This is a genomic window from Paenibacillus hunanensis (assembly GCF_034055775.1).
Classification (GTDB): Bacteria; Bacillota; Bacilli; order Paenibacillales; family Paenibacillaceae; genus Saccharibacillus; species Saccharibacillus hunanensis.
The window spans coordinates 2,517,285-2,533,981 of the sequence record NZ_CP139194.1 but is presented as its reverse complement, the minus strand read 5'-3'; the positions used below and the strand labels follow the sequence as shown (position 1 = coordinate 2,533,981).

12 protein-coding genes are annotated in these 16,697 nt (G+C 46.8%); 3 read left to right on the top strand and 9 right to left on the bottom strand.

Features of this window, described 5'->3' with window-relative positions; all coding sequences use genetic code 11:
* Positions 1–162 precede the first annotated feature (162 nt).
* Positions 163–2,079, top strand: coding sequence for a beta-glucoside-specific PTS transporter subunit IIABC (locus SK066_RS10330; protein WP_320544591.1), 1,917 nt, complete (start codon positions 163–165; stop codon positions 2,077–2,079).
* Between the two features lie 313 nt (positions 2,080–2,392).
* Here SK066_RS10330 and SK066_RS10325 read toward each other — a convergent pair whose 3' ends face one another.
* The 7 genes from SK066_RS10325 to SK066_RS10295 all read right to left on the bottom strand — a co-directional run bounded on the left by SK066_RS10325 (position 2,393) and on the right by SK066_RS10295 (position 11,910).
* Entirely contained in the window at positions 2,393–3,640 is a 1,248-nt protein-coding gene (locus SK066_RS10325) for a PP2C family protein-serine/threonine phosphatase (RefSeq protein ID WP_320544590.1), read from the bottom strand.
* Positions 3,641–3,826: 186 nt separating this feature from the next.
* Positions 3,827–5,908, bottom strand: a complete 2,082-nt coding sequence (locus SK066_RS10320) for an HD domain-containing phosphohydrolase (RefSeq protein WP_320544589.1) — start codon at positions 5,906–5,908, stop codon at positions 3,827–3,829.
* Positions 5,909–6,220 (bottom strand): STAS domain-containing protein, encoded by a 312-nt coding sequence (locus SK066_RS10315; protein ID WP_250345162.1) that lies wholly within the window; start codon positions 6,218–6,220, stop codon positions 5,909–5,911.
* A gap of 5 nt (positions 6,221–6,225) precedes the next feature.
* Positions 6,226–8,373, bottom strand: a complete 2,148-nt coding sequence (locus SK066_RS10310; RefSeq protein ID WP_320544588.1) for a FapA family protein — start codon at positions 8,371–8,373, stop codon at positions 6,226–6,228.
* 28 nt (positions 8,374–8,401) lie between these two features.
* A complete protein-coding gene (locus SK066_RS10305) occupies positions 8,402–9,535 on the bottom strand; it encodes a PP2C family protein-serine/threonine phosphatase (protein ID WP_320544587.1) in 1,134 nt (377 codons plus the stop codon).
* A gap of 279 nt (positions 9,536–9,814) precedes the next feature.
* Positions 9,815–11,713: a thioredoxin domain-containing protein gene (locus SK066_RS10300; protein WP_320544586.1), complete on the bottom strand. Its 1,899-nt coding sequence runs from the start codon at positions 11,711–11,713 to the stop codon at positions 9,815–9,817.
* Between the two features lie 35 nt (positions 11,714–11,748).
* The gene (locus tag SK066_RS10295) at positions 11,749–11,910 is read right to left on the bottom strand and encodes a DUF255 domain-containing protein (protein ID WP_188775582.1); all 162 of its coding nucleotides are present in this window, start codon (positions 11,908–11,910) and stop codon (positions 11,749–11,751) included.
* Positions 11,911–12,017: 107 nt separating this feature from the next.
* Here SK066_RS10295 and SK066_RS10290 point away from each other — a divergent pair, with 107 nt between their 5' ends.
* Together SK066_RS10290 and SK066_RS10285 are read left to right on the top strand one after the other, a co-directional pair.
* Entirely contained in the window at positions 12,018–12,599 is a 582-nt protein-coding gene (locus SK066_RS10290) for a DMP19 family protein (RefSeq protein WP_320544585.1), read from the top strand.
* A 212-nt stretch (positions 12,600–12,811) separates the two neighbouring features.
* Positions 12,812–14,191, top strand: a complete 1,380-nt coding sequence (locus SK066_RS10285) for a glycosyl hydrolase (RefSeq protein ID WP_320544584.1) — start codon at positions 12,812–12,814, stop codon at positions 14,189–14,191.
* A 104-nt stretch (positions 14,192–14,295) separates the two neighbouring features.
* Here the strand turns inward: SK066_RS10285 and SK066_RS10280 are convergent, their stop codons facing one another.
* Positions 14,296–15,243 (bottom strand): GDSL-type esterase/lipase family protein, encoded by a 948-nt coding sequence (locus SK066_RS10280; protein ID WP_320544583.1) that lies wholly within the window; start codon positions 15,241–15,243, stop codon positions 14,296–14,298.
* Positions 15,244–15,305: 62 nt separating this feature from the next.
* The gene (locus SK066_RS10275) at positions 15,306–16,586 is read right to left on the bottom strand and encodes a cellulase family glycosylhydrolase (RefSeq protein WP_320544582.1); all 1,281 of its coding nucleotides are present in this window, start codon (positions 16,584–16,586) and stop codon (positions 15,306–15,308) included.
* Positions 16,587–16,697: the final 111 nt, after the last annotated feature.

The following is a 16,697-nucleotide window of genomic DNA, read 5'->3' as shown; positions in this document are numbered from 1 at the left end:
TATATTGTTAGTGTAACAACAGCATATAACCGGACTCGGATTGTTACTGGTTATGCAGGCAAAACCTGAGTCATGAGAAACGGCAAGGACCACTGTGTTCTTTTTGTCCTCCGTTTGTCATGGCTCAGGTTTTTTGTTTGCCAAAATTTGGAGGTGTCCCCCATGAGTTATGAAAAACTGGCAAAAGAGATCGTTCAGGGCGTTGGTGGAGAACAGAATGTATCCTCTCTCGTCCACTGTGCAACACGACTTCGTTTTACGTTAAAGGATCAGTCCAAAGCGGATAAAGCGAAGCTGGAGAAAACAGATGGTATTATCACCGTTAAGGAAAGTGGCGGTCAATTTCAGGTCGTTATCGGTAATACTGTTCCTGAAGTGTACGCTGCGATCGGTGAGGTATCTAACATCCTTAATGATGACAAAAAAGATAGCGCTTCCGCTTCAGGTAAAAAAGGCTTTGGTGCCATCATCGATGTCATCTCCAGTATTTTCGCTCCACTGCTTGGTGTTATGGCAGGTGCGGGTATTTTGAAAGGCTTGCTGCTGATTGCAACGAATGTCGGCTGGCTGAGTACAAAAGAAACGACGTATACGATTCTGATGGCAACTGCGGACAGTCTGTTCTACTTCCTGCCCTTACTACTCGCTGTAACAACAGCGCGCAAATTTGGCGGTAATACCTTTACGGCGTTAACGATTGCCGGAGCGCTCGTCTATCCATCCATCGTTGAATTGAAGACAGCTGGTACGGAAACGCTCTTCTTCGGTATTCCTGTGATTATGATGAGCTATTCCTCCACCGTTATTCCGATCATCATTGCTGTTATCGTGATGAGTAAGCTGGAGAAGCTGTGCAACCGCTTCATTCATGAAAGTGTAAAAAACTTTGTTACGCCGCTAATCTCGCTTGTCGTGATGGTGCCGCTGACATTGATCGTATTTGGCCCATTTGGTGTGTATGTAGGTAATGCGATTGCAACGGGTCTGGTGGCTGCATTTGGCTTTAGCCCATTGATTGCTGGTGCGGTTATGGGTGCGTGCTGGCAGCTGTTCGTTATTTTCGGTGTACACTGGGGTCTGGTGCCTGTATTCATCAACAACATCGCGGTACATGGACGTGATGGAATTAAACCAGCTGCGGCGGCTTCGGTATTCGCTCAGACCGGTGCTGCATTCGGCGTTATGCTTCGTACGAAAAATAAAAAGCTCAAAACACTCGCTGGTTCGGCTACACTGTCCGCTTTGTTCGGTATTACCGAGCCGGCGGTATATGGTGTGACTTTACCACTCAAGCGTCCATTTATCGCTGGTATTATCGGCGGTGCGGTCGGTGGTGCGATTATCGGTCAAGCAGGTACGCAGGCATTTGCATCCGGTGCGCCTGGTCTGCTGACATTGCCTATTTTCTATGGTCCAGGTGGTCAGGGCTTCCCAGGATTGATCATCGGTATTACAGCATCCTTCCTGATCTCGGCCACACTTGCTTATGTACTAGGCTTCAAAGACCCAGTTGAAGAAGCACCATCGGAGGCACCTGCTACTCCAGTGAAAGGCAATGCTGGTCAGATGGATGAGAAGGTTCTTAGCCCGGTTGCGGGTCATATTGTACTGCTGACTGAGGTTCCTGATCCTGCCTTCGCTTCGGAAGCAATGGGTAAAGGTGTAGCGATTGAGCCGGCTGCCGGACGTGTCGTGGCTCCTTTCGACGGTACGATTACCGTTGCTTTTAAGAAAAAACATGCACTGGCGATCGTATCGGATCATGGAGCAGAGATTCTCGTTCATGTTGGGATTGATACAGTGAAGCTGGAAGGCAAGCCATTTACATTGCATGTGAAGGAAGGCGATCGTGTCGTTGCAGGTCAACTGTTGCTGGAAATGGATCTACAGCAGATTCGCGATGCAGGCTGTGCAACGGTAACACCGATCATCGTGACGAATACGTTCGAATATGAAGATGTGCTTCCGCTGATGAAAGGCAATGTTGGGGAGCAGCAAGAGTTGCTTGGCATCAAGGCGGCTGTGCGTGATGAGAGCGCTGCTGCGACAACAGCTCCAGGTAAGGAAGTACTCGCTTAATTGGGATGATAGTATGATTATGCGGATAGCGTGTTGATTTATCACTATACATGTATCTAGCTTAGTATGTATCGTGTATCGTGTATCGTGTATCGTGTATCGTGTATCGTGTATCGTGTATCGTGTATCAGCAATTTTAAAATAGGATCTAATGATGTACAACAAAAAAAGAGCGTGCTGCACAATGAATTTCATCGTGCAGTACGCTCTTTTTTATGGAAAACAATAGGTTACATGTCTATGCGCGACATGCTAATCACTCAGACATAACTCGAACATAGACTGCACTCCAATACTCCGGCTCGGATAATGACTATGCTTGCGGCTCAGATTCTGGCTTGGCATCTGCTTCTACCACTGTCTCCGCTTCAACCTCTGTCTTCGCCTCAACCTCTGTCTTCGCCTCAGATTCTGCTTCTTCCGCTACCGGGCTAGTGAGGTCGATCGAAATAATACATACATCGTCATGCTGGCGATTCAGACGTGCCAGCTTACTTAGAAAAGCATCATTATCCAGATAGAGCAGACTTTGTGCATATTGCTCCAGCTCTTGAATAACGGTTTTTGGATTCGTACCTGGGCGTGTGATCAGCCCATTTGTATATAATACGATTCGCGCATCGCCTGTATAATCGATCACTTTGATATCAGTGTTCATATCGTGCTTCATTCCGATCGGTTCAGTGGTTACAACCAGTCGCTCGGCTGGCGCGCCTTCAGTCAGCAGCAGTCCCTGAGTATGACCTGCATTGAAATATTCGAGCTGTTGTTTATTCGTATCGACCATCACATAGATTGCTGTAAAATAAACGGCACGACGCATTTTACCGAACAATGTGCGCATTTGGCGATTCAGCTCTGCGCATACTTCCTTCGGTCTGCGATAGATACCGACAATGCCATCCAGCAAGGATCGAATCGACATACTGATCAGCGCAGCGGGAATGCCGCTTAGCGATACATCGATCAGCAAAATTCCATATTGGTGCTCATTGAATTGCTTCCAGTAAAACATATCACCGGATACATCGGATGATTGCATAAAGCTACTGCGAATGCTAATGCCTTGCTCGGTCAGCGGCGGAGTGAGCACGCTGTTTTGCAGGTGACGCGCCAGTTGAAGATCTTTGCTTACACGGCTTTCCCATTCCTTCCGTGCATCCATTTCCTTTTTTAGACGCAGTGCAGATTGGACACGCGCTAACAGCTCGTAATCTGGCCCACCTTTTTCAATAAAATCCATTCCACCCACATTAAACGCTTCCTTAAAATGCGCTCGATCGGCAGTTAAAAAGATAATCGGCAAATCCTGATAGGCTGGTATACTTTTGATGCGGCGACAGGCTTCGATCCCGTCTACTTCGGGCATTACGATATCTAGTAGGATAAGATCAACCGCTACGGGCTTGCGAGGGGCTTGCTCGTCTTGAATACCCAGTCGCTCATATGCTTCCTGAGCGGAGTTGGCTGTCCATACATCCTCATAGCCTGCGGATTTTAATGTATTTTCCATAAACGCCAGATTCAATCTGGAATCATCAACAATTAGTATGCTGCTCATATTCGTGTGCCTCCTGAGGATAAAGGGTATACTTATTTTTCGTCCAAAAGGGGGCAATATGTAATAGCAATTAAGTTACTGTACTATGTAGATTTCATTTTAATTGTATACAGCTAGAAAAAGTACACGCTGCGGGTCACCTAAGCTAATAAAGACCGACTATTCGTTTCCCGATACAGGAAGCGTTTAGCCGGTCTCTTTAGCTACCATCATAAACTCAAGTAAAATGGCTGTCCCATCCGGGCTCGTATGCAGCATGATCCGATCAGCAGACATGTACATCACTGCAAAGCCTTTACCGAGCGAGCTCTTACTACTATAGCCAGATACTAGAATCGTTTTGGGCAGTTCATGTAACGGAATACCTGAGCCATGATCTGTGATATAGATTTGCAGACGATTCGCCTGCTGATAAATACCGATCTGTCCCTGCTCGGCGTGCTTGATCAGATTCGTCACACCTTCGGACACAGCCAGCTTAATGCTCATCAGCTTTTTCGGATATTGCTGACGATACCATTCAGGCACATGCTCCATCACCAGATTGCGGCTGGAGGATACATCTCCACGCGTACGCACCTCCATGCCATCCAGACGTTCGCCCAATTCGCGCTCGATCTCCTGTGGCTGTAGACAGATATCGATTTTGCTATGGGAGAGTGTACGGATCACATCACGATACGAGCTGAGTGTATTGTAATGCAGATCCTCTCTGTATTGCAGAGCGGGTGTAATATCCGTGAGTACCACATTAATCCGATCCGGTTCAGGATAAAAGTAAGCCTCATATGTCTTCCCTTCACCAGCGAGCACTTCATAGAAGCTTTCAGCAACAAGTAAAGCTCGCTCAGCTAGCACCTCTGCATCACTGACAATACCAGCAGGTACATCGGATAAGCCTATGCCGTATAGCTTACCATCTGCTCCATAGCGTAGCAGTCTGGTGCCGCCTGTAATACTAGCTAACTGCTGTGGTGGCTTATCAGGATCATGACGTACAACGGATGCCAGCTCGGTGGGTGCAGGTGGATCATCGTGAATCACATACTGACGCAGCCATGCGATAGTACCTGCATGAATACGCCAGATAAGCTGTGGATCAAGCTCCTTGCCTGCCATACGCTGTAAATGACTCATCACGTCTTCATTTTGTGAATACTGACGAATCAGATACTCCAGTTGGTTGCATAAATAAATAATTCTGGACTCATACGGAATCGCATTCCCTTTGAGTCGATCGGGAAAGCCCTTGCCATCAAATCGCTCATGATGATGCTTAATCCATGCTGCCGCGCGACGATCACCGGTGATGTTGCCGACAATCTGTGCTCCTTTGATCGTATGGGATTCATATTCGTGCTGCTCGCTGAGCGATAGCGCCCCACGCTTGGTCAACACCTCGAGCGGTAATAGCATTTTCCCGATATCATGAAGGGTGGCAATGTTGATCAGCTCAGGTCGCTGCTTCTTTGGATAATTCAGCAGCTCCAATACATGCTCACAAATAATACCTACATTGCGTCCATGCCCCTCCCGATTCGATAGGCGGAGCTCACCGATGCGAATGAATTCCTCTACACCCTGTCTGCGCAAACGCACCTGTTCAATATAACCATGGGAAAAGAAAATAATAAGCAGTAAAAATAACGCTGTATACAAAGTCTCATACACGATATAGCCAAGCGATAAATATTTTAAAAAATGCGGCACGATAACGGTACATAACAGCACAGGCACGATCAGCTCTTTTAACCGGAGACGTAAGCTAGATAGCAAAGGCACATGACCGATACTATTTGATACGACTACCGACATGATCACATACAAGCCGCTAAATAATAGAGCACCTACCGCCGCCTGTGCATACACATTAAGAGAGGACTGTACAAGCCCATCGATCTGCTGCATCGCTTTGTCAGCGATATACAGACAAATAGCATACTTCCCCTGCTTAGATAGTATTCGAAAGCCGTGAACTCGTCGCCATTGAAAGTCCGCTGCTCTCAAATGAGTAACGATATTGCTCAGTGTAGCGCCGATCAGCGCATGTGTAGGCCCATACGCCAATAGCAAAATCAGAAATCCTGCCACGCTCGCACTATATTCTTCGCCGCTTAACAGCCGCACAGGAAATAAATCCAACACTACAATAAACAGCAGCATCGGCAGCCCAACCCAGATCAGGCTATTCAGATGCCAGAACATATACACCAGGCTGGCCAGGCCTATCATACCGAGCGGAATCGTATATAGATTCTTCTCGTTCACCTAGCTAAAAACGTCCTTACCTAATATTTCGTCAAGCTGTAGTAATTCGAATACTTCCATCACTTCCGGCTGGACATGCTCCAGCGATACGATCCGCTCCTGCTCCTTTAAGCCCTGAACTAGCCCAATCAATAACCCAATACCCGATGAATCTACAAAATGCACCTGCTCCAGATTCAATACAACATGCTGCTGTTCCTGTAAAGCGGGCTCAAGCTGTTCCTCAATCAAATCACCAGCATCAATATCGATATCACCTTCACAATAGACGATCATTCGTCCATCCTGCTCCTGCAATCGGTACGAAAACATCCTTATCACTCCCCATGCCACACGAATTCGTTATCACTATTAATGCGAGCTACCACATGCTCCATATCTTTCGTAAACTGGTGTATCCGTTCGCCAACATGAATCGTTGTTCCGGCTAAAATCTTCTTTGCACGAATGACAGACTTGGCGCCCACATGCAGCGAGGTGCTGCCCGTTCCCGGTGAGCCTGCCTCTTGAATCGTCATTCCACCTACAGCATGATACGTTCCACCTCGTAGTGTTCCATCCGCTTGTAGATGTCCCTCGCAGAATAGATGGGCATTGTAGCAGCCCTTTTCAATAATCAGATTCCCCCCGCAGCGAACATGACTGTTCTGCACATGGTGCAAACGGGCAAAAATCTGCTCCATCGCAGGCACAACGACGACTGAATACAAATAGCGTGTACGCCGAATAAAGCTTTCCAGATCATCCGCGGTGCGGAAGTGGCTCGATTCGCCTGTCAAAAATCCATGCTGGAGCTCGTCATAGTAACGTTTCCAGTCGTCTCCTGGCAATTGCGCATATTGCTCCTTGAGCTTCACCATACGCTGGAGCACTTCGCGCATACCGCGGAATCGACCCTGAAACAATACTTTGAATAGTGGAGCGAGGCCATGCTCATCCATATCATCCAGCTTAAAGGCAGATGCGCTACTCACCTGACGAATCGCAGCCTTGAGCAGCTCGCATTGCTCTGCAATCGATTGGAGTAGCGGGGCGATCTGACCGTAAAATAGATACATCTGTCCAACGACAACCTGACTGCTGATCACATTAGCATTCACGATTAGCGATTGACCAGCTATAATATTCGCCATATTAATATTACCGCGAATATGAATATTGCCCTCCGCCTCTACCTGCATCGTGTCCTGCACCGCTCCGCTAATCTCCACATCGCCAAGAAAATGAATATTGCCTGTCGATAGATTAATATCTCCACTCTGCATCAGCTTGGGCACAATCGACAGCTTAATATGATAGCCCTGCTTCACCTGTGTTGGCATACCAGCACGCTGAGCGATCGCTTGTAAGCCATCATCAGATAGGGTGACATCCTTACCTGCCAAAATTTGCACCTGGCGCACTGGAGGCGCTGCTACCGAACGTCCAAATACATCGATGCCATCCTGTCCGGGTTCCGCCGGGCGTACTACTCCAATCAGATCACCCTCCCCTACCGACGGGAATTCGCGTGTCTCCCGGTAATCAATCGTACCGTCCTGACGCAGCTTAGGCTGTACCTTTTTCGCTTCGGTATCTGCTCGTAGCTCGAACATTCCATCTACTCCCGGAATCGGCTCTGTACCACGGGCAACGATATATTCGCCTGGCTCTGATGCACGACATGCCCGTGCAATCGCTTCTTGATCGATACCATACACGACGCCCAGCATAGTAAGCTGCTCGACTATACGCGCAGGCTCAATAGGCAAAATCTCCCGGCGCTGACCTACACGCAGCATCAATCTGGACTCAGGCTCCGTATCTAGCAAATAGCGGCGTATATGACTGCCTGGCTCGACATGTACGCTCGCCTGCATTGCTTTTGGCTCCACCTGTATTTGCCAGAGCGGCTCGCGTAGCTCCTCGGTTAGTGCAATCTCCACATGATCAAACTCGCCAATCTCTGCTGTCTGTCCTGCCAGAAGCGGCTGCCCATTAATCAGCACATCTCCGCTTTTGAACGCATCGAGCTTGGGCAGGCTACCACCGGGAAAGATACGTACACGCACCTCTCCACCTTCGATCCAGATTTGTCCATCCTGTACAGGGCTAGCCGCTTTTTGCTTGGACGATGAGGGATTCGTATTCGCGGCAAATGCGGACGATTGTCCAGCATCCAGTACAGATAGTTGCTGACGAGAGGAGGTCAAGCCCGCAGACTCTTGCTCCGAAGCATTGGACAGGGAAGCTGGATGTACGGACGATGAAGCTCGTCCAGCCTCATCGGTAGCTGCATGATCAGGCGACTCTTGCATTAAAGTAACCTTAACGACAGCTGGCCTTACATTAAAGCCAAGTAGACCTTTATTTTCCTCATCGATAATCTCAATACTGACCTGCTGCTTGCTCGCTTCCAGCAGTGTCAAAGCACGATCAATCGCCTGCTCAACTGTTTTGCCTCTGGAAACTATACTTCGTTCCATCGATCTCTCCCCCATTCCCGATCGAGCATCAATCCAGTTCTATTGATACGATGCAAATATCATCTTCTCGATTACGATTCAAACGCTCCAGCTTATCAACAAACGACTCATTACTCACATAATGCAGACTGTCTGCATATTCCTCCAGGCGATCAATGCCAAATTGAATCGACAGCCCGGGTCGCTCTACTAACCCATCGGTATACAATACGATTCGGCATGGCGCATCATAGGATAGCTTGACGGTGTCCAGCTTCATATCCGGCTTGATGCCGATCGGAACAGTCGTACCCTTTAGCTTTACAGGTGTGGCATGTTGCTTCAATAATAAGCCTGGCGGATGACCTGCATTCACATATTCCAGCTCACGCTGCTCCAGATCGATTAATAAATAAATGGCTGTAAAATAAGCAGAACGTCTCGTCTTACCGAACAATAATCGCATTTGCCGATTGAGCTCTGCACACACCTCGGCAGGCTTGCGATACAAGCCGACAATACTATCTAGCAAGGAACGGATCGACATGCTAATCAGTGCCGCCGATATTCCGTGTCCAGAGACATCGATCAGTAACACACCGCATTTGCGGTTCGGGAACATTTTCCAGTAAAACATATCTCCAGATACTTCAGCAGATTGCATATACCGGCTATGGATGCGAATACCCGGCTCATCCAGCGGAGCATGCAGCACACTTCGCTGTAAATGCTTGGCAAGCTGTAGATCCTTTTGTACTTTTTCTTCCCAGTTTTTCCGTGTATCCATTTCCTTTTTTAGTCGGAGTGCAGATTGCACGCGTGCTAGCAGCTCGTAATCCGGGCCACCCTTTTCGATAAAGTCCATTCCACCTGCGCCAAAGGCTTCTTCAAAATGAGCACGATCGGCGGTCAGAAAAATAATCGGCAAATCCTGATACATCTCCGTATTCTTAATCGTACGACAGGCTTCAATTCCATCCATATCGGGCATAACAATGTCCAGTAACACCAGATCAATATCACAGCGTTTTTTGGGATGCTGCTCCGCTTCTATACCCAGCTCGCGAAATGCTTCTACTGCTGAATACGCTAGACGAATATCTTCATAGCCGGCAGTATGCAAAATATTTTGCAGATAGGCAACATTCAGTCGGGAATCATCAACGATCAGTATGCTGCTCATTAGAATCTCCTCCGCAATCGTTATACTATATTTTTCGACCTGTGAAGCTCATTATGTAATAGTAGGATCGGATAAATTTGGAAATGAGTGCGCTTCCAAAATGAGAAGAAGACGAGCTTATGATGCAGCTCGTCTTCTAACTTTTCGCCTTAAAATTAAGGATTAGATAATATGGATATAGCAAGTTTCTTTGCCGATATAGGTTGTGGCTCATTATTTTAAAGCTCATTATGTTGCAGCATATTATAGAGAATACTGAATCTCATCCTCCGTATACATTCATGAACGCTTTGGCTGTAGCGCCTCTGTTAATGCTTCCAGCGTTGTCACTGGTGCGTGACAGACAAAGCCTTCGCATATATACGTCATCGCCTCGGAAGTAGACTGCTTATCCTGCAAATGTGGTAACAGCTCGCGGGCAGCCTCCCCTGCTGCTCCGCTCTCATTGAATAAAAGCGTTGCAAATGGGCGGTATGCCTTCTGTACCTCAGCGAGCATTTGCTGGTATTGCATATCTTCGACCTTTCCAGAAACAACAATCTCTTCGGTTCCCTTCATGATCTGCATGCCAGCCAGCATTAGCATCGTATAGCCTGCCGGGTACTGCTTTACCGAACCAGCAAATGCATCCAATATACGCTCCGCATAAGCACGTAGCTCATCATCATTCGTCATAGCAGCCAGTCTTGCCAGTACCCATGCCGCTACCGAGTTGCCGGATGGCATCGCGCCGTCATAGATTTCCTTGGTGCGGCTAATCAATGGATCGCCCTCGGCGCCGCTAAAGTAAAATCCACCCTGCTCTTCGTCCCAGAACAAGCTGATTAATTGCGATTTGAGCGTCGTTGCATAGGCAATATATCTGGAATCACCCGTTGCTTCATAGAGCTCGAGCAAGCCCCAGATCAGATAGGCATAATCATCCACATAGGCTGGGAATGCCACATGTCCTTCGCGATAACGCGCCATCAATCGTCCATCCTTACGAAACATCGTTTGCCAGATAAAATCCACTGCGCGCGTAGCTGCTTGCGCATATTCTGGCTTTTGCAGTCGCTTACTCGCGCGTGCGAGTGCCGCAATCATCATGCCATTCCACGAGACGAGCACCTTATCATCCTTGAACGGGTGAATACGCTGTTCGCGGTAATCGAATAGCTTCTGACGATATTCTTCGAGATCTGTACGCAGTGCCAGTTCGTTCAAGTCACGCTCTTCTGCAATGTCTGCAATGGTATGGGCAATCAGATTCGGTATATTCGCTCCCTCAAAATTGCCTTCGGGTGAGATATCATACACATTACAATACGTATGCATCGCTTCCAGACCGAGAACCTCCTCGATCTCATCGCGATCAAACACATAGAACTTGCCTTCTACGCCTTCTGAATCGGCATCCTCTGCTGAATAGAAGGCACCTTCCGGTGACGTCATATCGCGTAGTACATACGTGAAGATCTCTTCGGCAACCCGTGCATACTGCTCATCACTCGTGAGACTGTACGCATCGGTATACGCAATCGCCAGTAACGCGTTATCATACAGCATCTTCTCAAAATGCGGCACGAGCCACTGCTGATCTGTCGAGTAGCGCGCAAAGCCAAAACCCACATGATCGTATATACCACCACGATGCATACGCTCTAATGTCGTGCGTACCATATCCAGCGCCTGCGGCTGATCATACGTATGCGCATAAGCAGACAAAAACATCAGATGATGCGGTGTCGGAAACTTCGGTGCTCCACCAAAGCCTCCATATTGCTCATCAAACGAGCTAGCCAGTGTCTGGTAGGCACGATGCAGGATTTCTTCATCAAAGCTACCCGGCTCTGATTCTGCCTTGAATTCATTCATACGCTGCACAATCGCATCACCAGCTTCAACAATGCGTTCGCGTTCATGCTTCCATTTCTCACGAATCTGCGTCAGCATATCGATCATGCCGATGCGTCCATACTTCGTCTGCTTCGGAAAATACGTACCTGCATAAAAGGGCTTCTGCTCCGGTGTGAGCAGAACCGTTAGCGGCCAGCCCCCTTGCCCGGTAAGTGCCTGACAGTACGCCATGTACAGATTATCAATATCCGGTCGTTCCTCCCGATCCACCTTGATCGGAACAAAATATTCATTTAATAAGGCAGCTACTTCCTCATCCTCAAAGCTTTCGCGCTCCATCACATGACACCAATGGCATGTCGGTAAAAGCCTCACTACGAATAGCCAACAGACAGAAAGACAGGCTTGTCTTCCGACTCCGCTTTTGCAAAAGCTTCATCACTCCATGGGAACCATTGCACAGGATTATAGGCATGCTGTAGCAAATAAGGCGATTTCTCATGAAGCAGTCTATTGGCTTGTTTATTCGTTGACATAGGGGCATCACTTCCTTTCCACGTTTATTCTATTGTAATGATAAAGTATTATTTTTATTAACCATCAAATTATTGTTTGAACGAAATGAAGAAGGAGTGAGACGCTTATGCGCACTGTATACGATTGTATCGCACATCTGATTGGTTCGAAAGCCATCGCAGCGATGACTGCGGAAGGGATGGTAGAAGCGATCAGCGAGAATCTATATACCGAAGCTAATCAAGCATTATTGAAACCGGATTATCTTCATCAGTTACCGCAGCTCGTTCAGGATATTATCCTCGTCATTGAACTGGATACCGAGTTAAGCATAAATGGGATATGGGGTTTTTTGCATAATTCAGCTGGGTTACTGCTGGAGGATATGATTGATACGTTATATCGTATTGGAGCGCTGGAGGATTATGCAATTTTGAATGCTATTAGTGGTGTCTTGTCCCGTCATGAGCTGTCACCTCAGCAGCTACGTGATCGTACCCAGGCAAGCAGCTTGTATGAAGTATCCCGTTTAAAAACAGCGGATGAAGTTCATATGAAGCCTCGTATTGAAACCATAGCAGGAGAAATTCAAGAGCTAGCGCAAAATCTATATGTGTACGACTCGGAACGAAATATTTTTGATGATTTGATTGCGTATGTAGAGATACATAAAGGCGCACTTGTAGAGTTTATGACGCAGCAGGAATAATTTTCGTTGTTGTTCATAGACAACTAGTATTCAGTAATAACAATGTTATATACTTCCCTCTGCTCATCGCTACGGTAAATTCTAATTGTTTCAATAAGTTTAAGAAAATAAATATAAATTGTTTATTATTTTGTTTATTTTTGTTGACTAAAATCAGCACTGGAAATATAATCAAATTGAAATGAAAACGATTACAAAAGGAGTGTTAATGAATGGTCAATACAAAGAAATATTGCATTATGCTCGTGATTATGGCATTACTGATCGGAGGGATATCGTATGCACCTCCCTCTGCTAACGCGGCTCCCAATCTGGCATATGGACGTCCGGTAACCGTTTCTTCTACCGAAAGTGCCAGCTATCCGGGAAGTAGTGCAGTTGATGCTAATGGCAACACACGCTGGTCATCTGTAGCTTCGGATCAGCAATATATGATTGTTGATCTGGGTAGTTCGCAGCAAATTTCTAATGTGATTTTGAAATGGGCAGCGGCATACGCCAAAAGCTATCAGATTCAAGTATCGAACGATAACTCCAAATGGCTGACCGTCTATTCCAATTATAATAGTACAGGCGGCACCTCCAGCATCAGCTTTGCTCCCACCAAAGCGCGTTATGTGAAAATGTATGCCTTCAGTCGGGCAACCGCAGGCGGCTACTCCCTCTATGAATTCGAAATCTACGGAAGCGCTGAAAAAGTCGGCGTACTCGATTACCTGAAAAGTATTTCTGGCAAAAGCACTGTGCTGGGTATTCATAATCGTGAACCCAATGCCAATCCTGCCGTTCAAACCAACCAGCTACATAGTATTACTGGCAGATACCCTGCCCTGTGGAGTGGCGATTTCTTATTTTCCTCCAGTGATGTCTCTAACCGATGGACGATGATTAATGAAGCGAAGAAGCAATGGGATAACGGCGCGATCGTTAACATTATGCTGCATGTCGTTCCACCAACACAGTCTGAACCAGGCAACTGGGATGGCGGTGTGGTGAGCAAGCTGTCGGATGCGCAATGGAACGATCTAATTACAGATGGTGGCACATTGAATCGAGCATGGAAAGCTCGCCTCGATACCTATGCCCAGTATTTGCAATATTTGAAGGACAACAATGTAACGGTATTATTCCGTCCGTTTCATGAAATGAATCAAGGCGTATTCTGGTGGGGTGGCAGACCGGGACCAAGTGGAACAGCAGCATTGTATCGTTTAACCCATGATTACATGGTCAATACGAAAGGCTTGACTAATCTTGTCTGGGTATGGGATATGCAGGATCTTGACCTGAACTGGAGTGCCTACAATCCAGGTAGCAATTACTTTGATGTATTTGCACTGGATATATATAATCCAGACGGCTTTACAACGGTAAAATATAACACGGCATTGAGCGTCGCAAACGGTAAGCCCATCGCCATCGGCGAATGCGATAAACTACCAACTCCCACTCAATTGGCAGAACAGCCTCGCTGGGCATTCGCAATGAGCTGGGCAGAGCTAACCTTCAGTAGTAACACAAATGATCAGATTAAAGCATTATATAATTCCTCTAACACGGTAACTCGTGATCTATTACCTTCATTAAAATAATCGTCATCCTCTATATCCAGCTATGATTGGATGAAAGAAGCCCATTCGATTAAGCCGAATGGGCTTCTTTTACATATTGTGAATCGATCGATTGAGGTATACGTCTACCGATTCTTTGCTTCTAACACAGCCACCAATCGCTTACTTAATTTAATATGAGCCGATTCGTTAGGATGAACCCCATCGATGTAATCTAGTTCCTGTAGCCATCCACTCGTATCGATATAATGCACCTTCTGATCGCCAGCAGCCTGAAGACTGCGTACAGACTGCTGAATCTCTTGAGCATATGTTCCGTCAAATAAACGCTGGGCATACAACTTCGCCACTGGATACTGCTGCCGAATTAAGCCTAGAAACCGAGTATATTCATGCTGGAACCGATCTGCTGGAACGCCAAATACGGCATCATTTGTCCCGATATGAATAATGACAATATCGGGCGACTGACCGGAAAAGTCATACAATGTATCATCGTCATGATCTGCATGCTTGAGCTTGAAATATTGCTGACTCATGCCTGCTCCGTTCGCAATATAGCCCCCACCCGGCCAGTGATCGACCAGTCCCATTCCTGACTGTGCAATCTGAATATGTTCATACCCAAGTCTCTCTGCTGCAAGCCAGGCATAATCGGAAAGGGCATAACGAGGCAGTAAATGACCTGCAATAATCGAGGCGCCGATATATTCGATCATTCGCTTCCCTATAGGCGGCAACGATATTGTGGCCTGATCATCCAGACTTATCCCTTGAAATACGAGACATTGATCGGTATATGGAGTAGCAACCATTAACGTATGTGTTCCCTTATGTAACAATACGGGCGTAATATCGACAACTCCCGTTACCGCAGGATAATAACGTGTCACACCATCGATACTCACATATAAATGGACACTAGCTCCGATGTGAAGCCTGATGATCGTCGCATTGCTAAAGTTAACTTTAAAATACGTACCGCCCCATGACGTCGAATAGGCTCCCGGCTGACGCTTATCCCATCGACCTACATAATAAATGCTCTCGTCATCTGGCTCTACCTTGTACATATGATGCCTCCTCTACGAACCGTTTCACCTTATATCCCTTTATCTTTTACTAGAAATTCAAATTAAAAGGCATGTGACTCTACTGGCTGTGAGCATGGGCCCTCAACACCATTCAAGGTCACTGCCTTGATTCGATAATATACCTTTTCTCCTTTTACTCGTAAGGCGTCCTGCCATTCACCATTATGATACGCTTGTCGCTCAATTACAGGCTGCCACGGGCCAGACGGACTTTTACTGGATCGCTCCAGCGTATAAGTTGCGCTACCCGCAACACCACGGAATATAATTCGACCTTCATGTGTACTTAATATGAGCGGTGCTTCGGTAATCAGAATTTCTGGAATATGTGCATGACGTAGCTGATACGCATGCTGACGTAGCGCTTGAATCCGACCAAGCCGAATGGTGCTGTAGCCATGACCAGGATAATGAACGGAAAAACCATCATAATGCTGAACATACCCGCCTTGATCATGATGACCAAATAAAGACCAGAAGAATGTACCGGATACTCTCTCATTACGCTCCGCTGCTTGCAGGAATGAGCTAGTTTGATAGGAAGACCAATCGTATTCTCCAGCCATATACACCTTGCCAGCAGAGGTTACCCTATCCACATCCACACGCAATTGTTCAGCGGAGGGTGGATAATAATGAACATCGATTATATCCAGTTCAGGAATGTCTAGCTTATCCTCGTCAACCTCGAATTGCTTCCCATGACTGATCAGATGGTTAGAGTCTATTCCTTTCATATAAGTACACATTTCCTTCACCCAATCAGCCGGCACATCGTTCAGTTCATTACCTAGCTCCCACGCTAGAATCGATGGATCATCCTTGTACATCAGTCCATTGATCGTATTCGTACGATTCAAAATCTGCCCGATATACCATTGGAAATCTTCAATCACCTGACGATCATAATAAAAAGCCTCTGCATCCTCAATACCACGCCAGTTCGTAAACGTTGACCGACCTCCATGGTAATAGCTCCAATTGCAAACCAATGGAATTACGACACGCAATCCTCGTTTGGCAATCTCATCTAGGGCAAAATCAACCTTCACCAAGGCTTCCTCATTCATTTGCCGTAATGTGGGCATCAGCGACTTGGGATGACCTACAGATGCAGCGAGCGTATGTGAGCGCAACGCATTCCCACCCATCATAACTGCGGTGTCCAGCACATTCTGTACTCGGAATGGAGTCGGCCAATCTATACCCTCAACATTTTCATCCAACCCGAGCCAGTATATATTCGGCCCTGCAAAACGATAAGGGATCTCACCTGCAACCAGTCTGGTTCCTTTTCTTTTCACAAATTCACGTCTTAACATCGTCTCGCTCCTCTTCTCGCTATTGCTACTCCATTGCTCTATATTGTTGTAAGTCATACAGGGCTGCGAACATCGATTACGACTGTTCGCAGCCCTGTATATTCACTTGTA

Excerpts from the sequence above, each read along its gene's own strand:
- SK066_RS10275 (WP_320544582.1), bottom strand. The coding sequence starts at position 16,586 with ATGTTAAGACGTGAATTTGTGAAAAGAAAAGGAACCAGACTGGTTGCA.
- SK066_RS10310 (WP_320544588.1), bottom strand. The coding sequence starts at position 8,373 with ATGGAACGAAGTATAGTTTCCAGAGGCAAAACAGTTGAGCAGGCGATT.
- SK066_RS10280 (WP_320544583.1), bottom strand. The coding sequence starts at position 15,243 with ATGTACAAGGTAGAGCCAGATGACGAGAGCATTTATTATGTAGGTCGA.
- SK066_RS10295 (WP_188775582.1), bottom strand. The coding sequence starts at position 11,910 with ATGTCAACGAATAAACAAGCCAATAGACTGCTTCATGAGAAATCGCCT.
- SK066_RS10315 (WP_250345162.1), bottom strand. The coding sequence starts at position 6,220 with ATGTTTTCGTACCGATTGCAGGAGCAGGATGGACGAATGATCGTCTAT.
- SK066_RS10300 (WP_320544586.1), bottom strand. The coding sequence starts at position 11,713 with ATGGAGCGCGAAAGCTTTGAGGATGAGGAAGTAGCTGCCTTATTAAAT.
- SK066_RS10305 (WP_320544587.1), bottom strand. The coding sequence starts at position 9,535 with ATGAGCAGCATACTGATCGTTGATGATTCCCGACTGAATGTTGCCTAT.
- SK066_RS10285 (WP_320544584.1), top strand. The coding sequence starts at position 12,812 with ATGGTCAATACAAAGAAATATTGCATTATGCTCGTGATTATGGCATTA.
- SK066_RS10325 (WP_320544590.1), bottom strand. The coding sequence starts at position 3,640 with ATGAGCAGCATACTAATTGTTGATGATTCCAGATTGAATCTGGCGTTT.
- SK066_RS10330 (WP_320544591.1), top strand. The coding sequence starts at position 163 with ATGAGTTATGAAAAACTGGCAAAAGAGATCGTTCAGGGCGTTGGTGGA.
- SK066_RS10290 (WP_320544585.1), top strand. The coding sequence starts at position 12,018 with ATGCGCACTGTATACGATTGTATCGCACATCTGATTGGTTCGAAAGCC.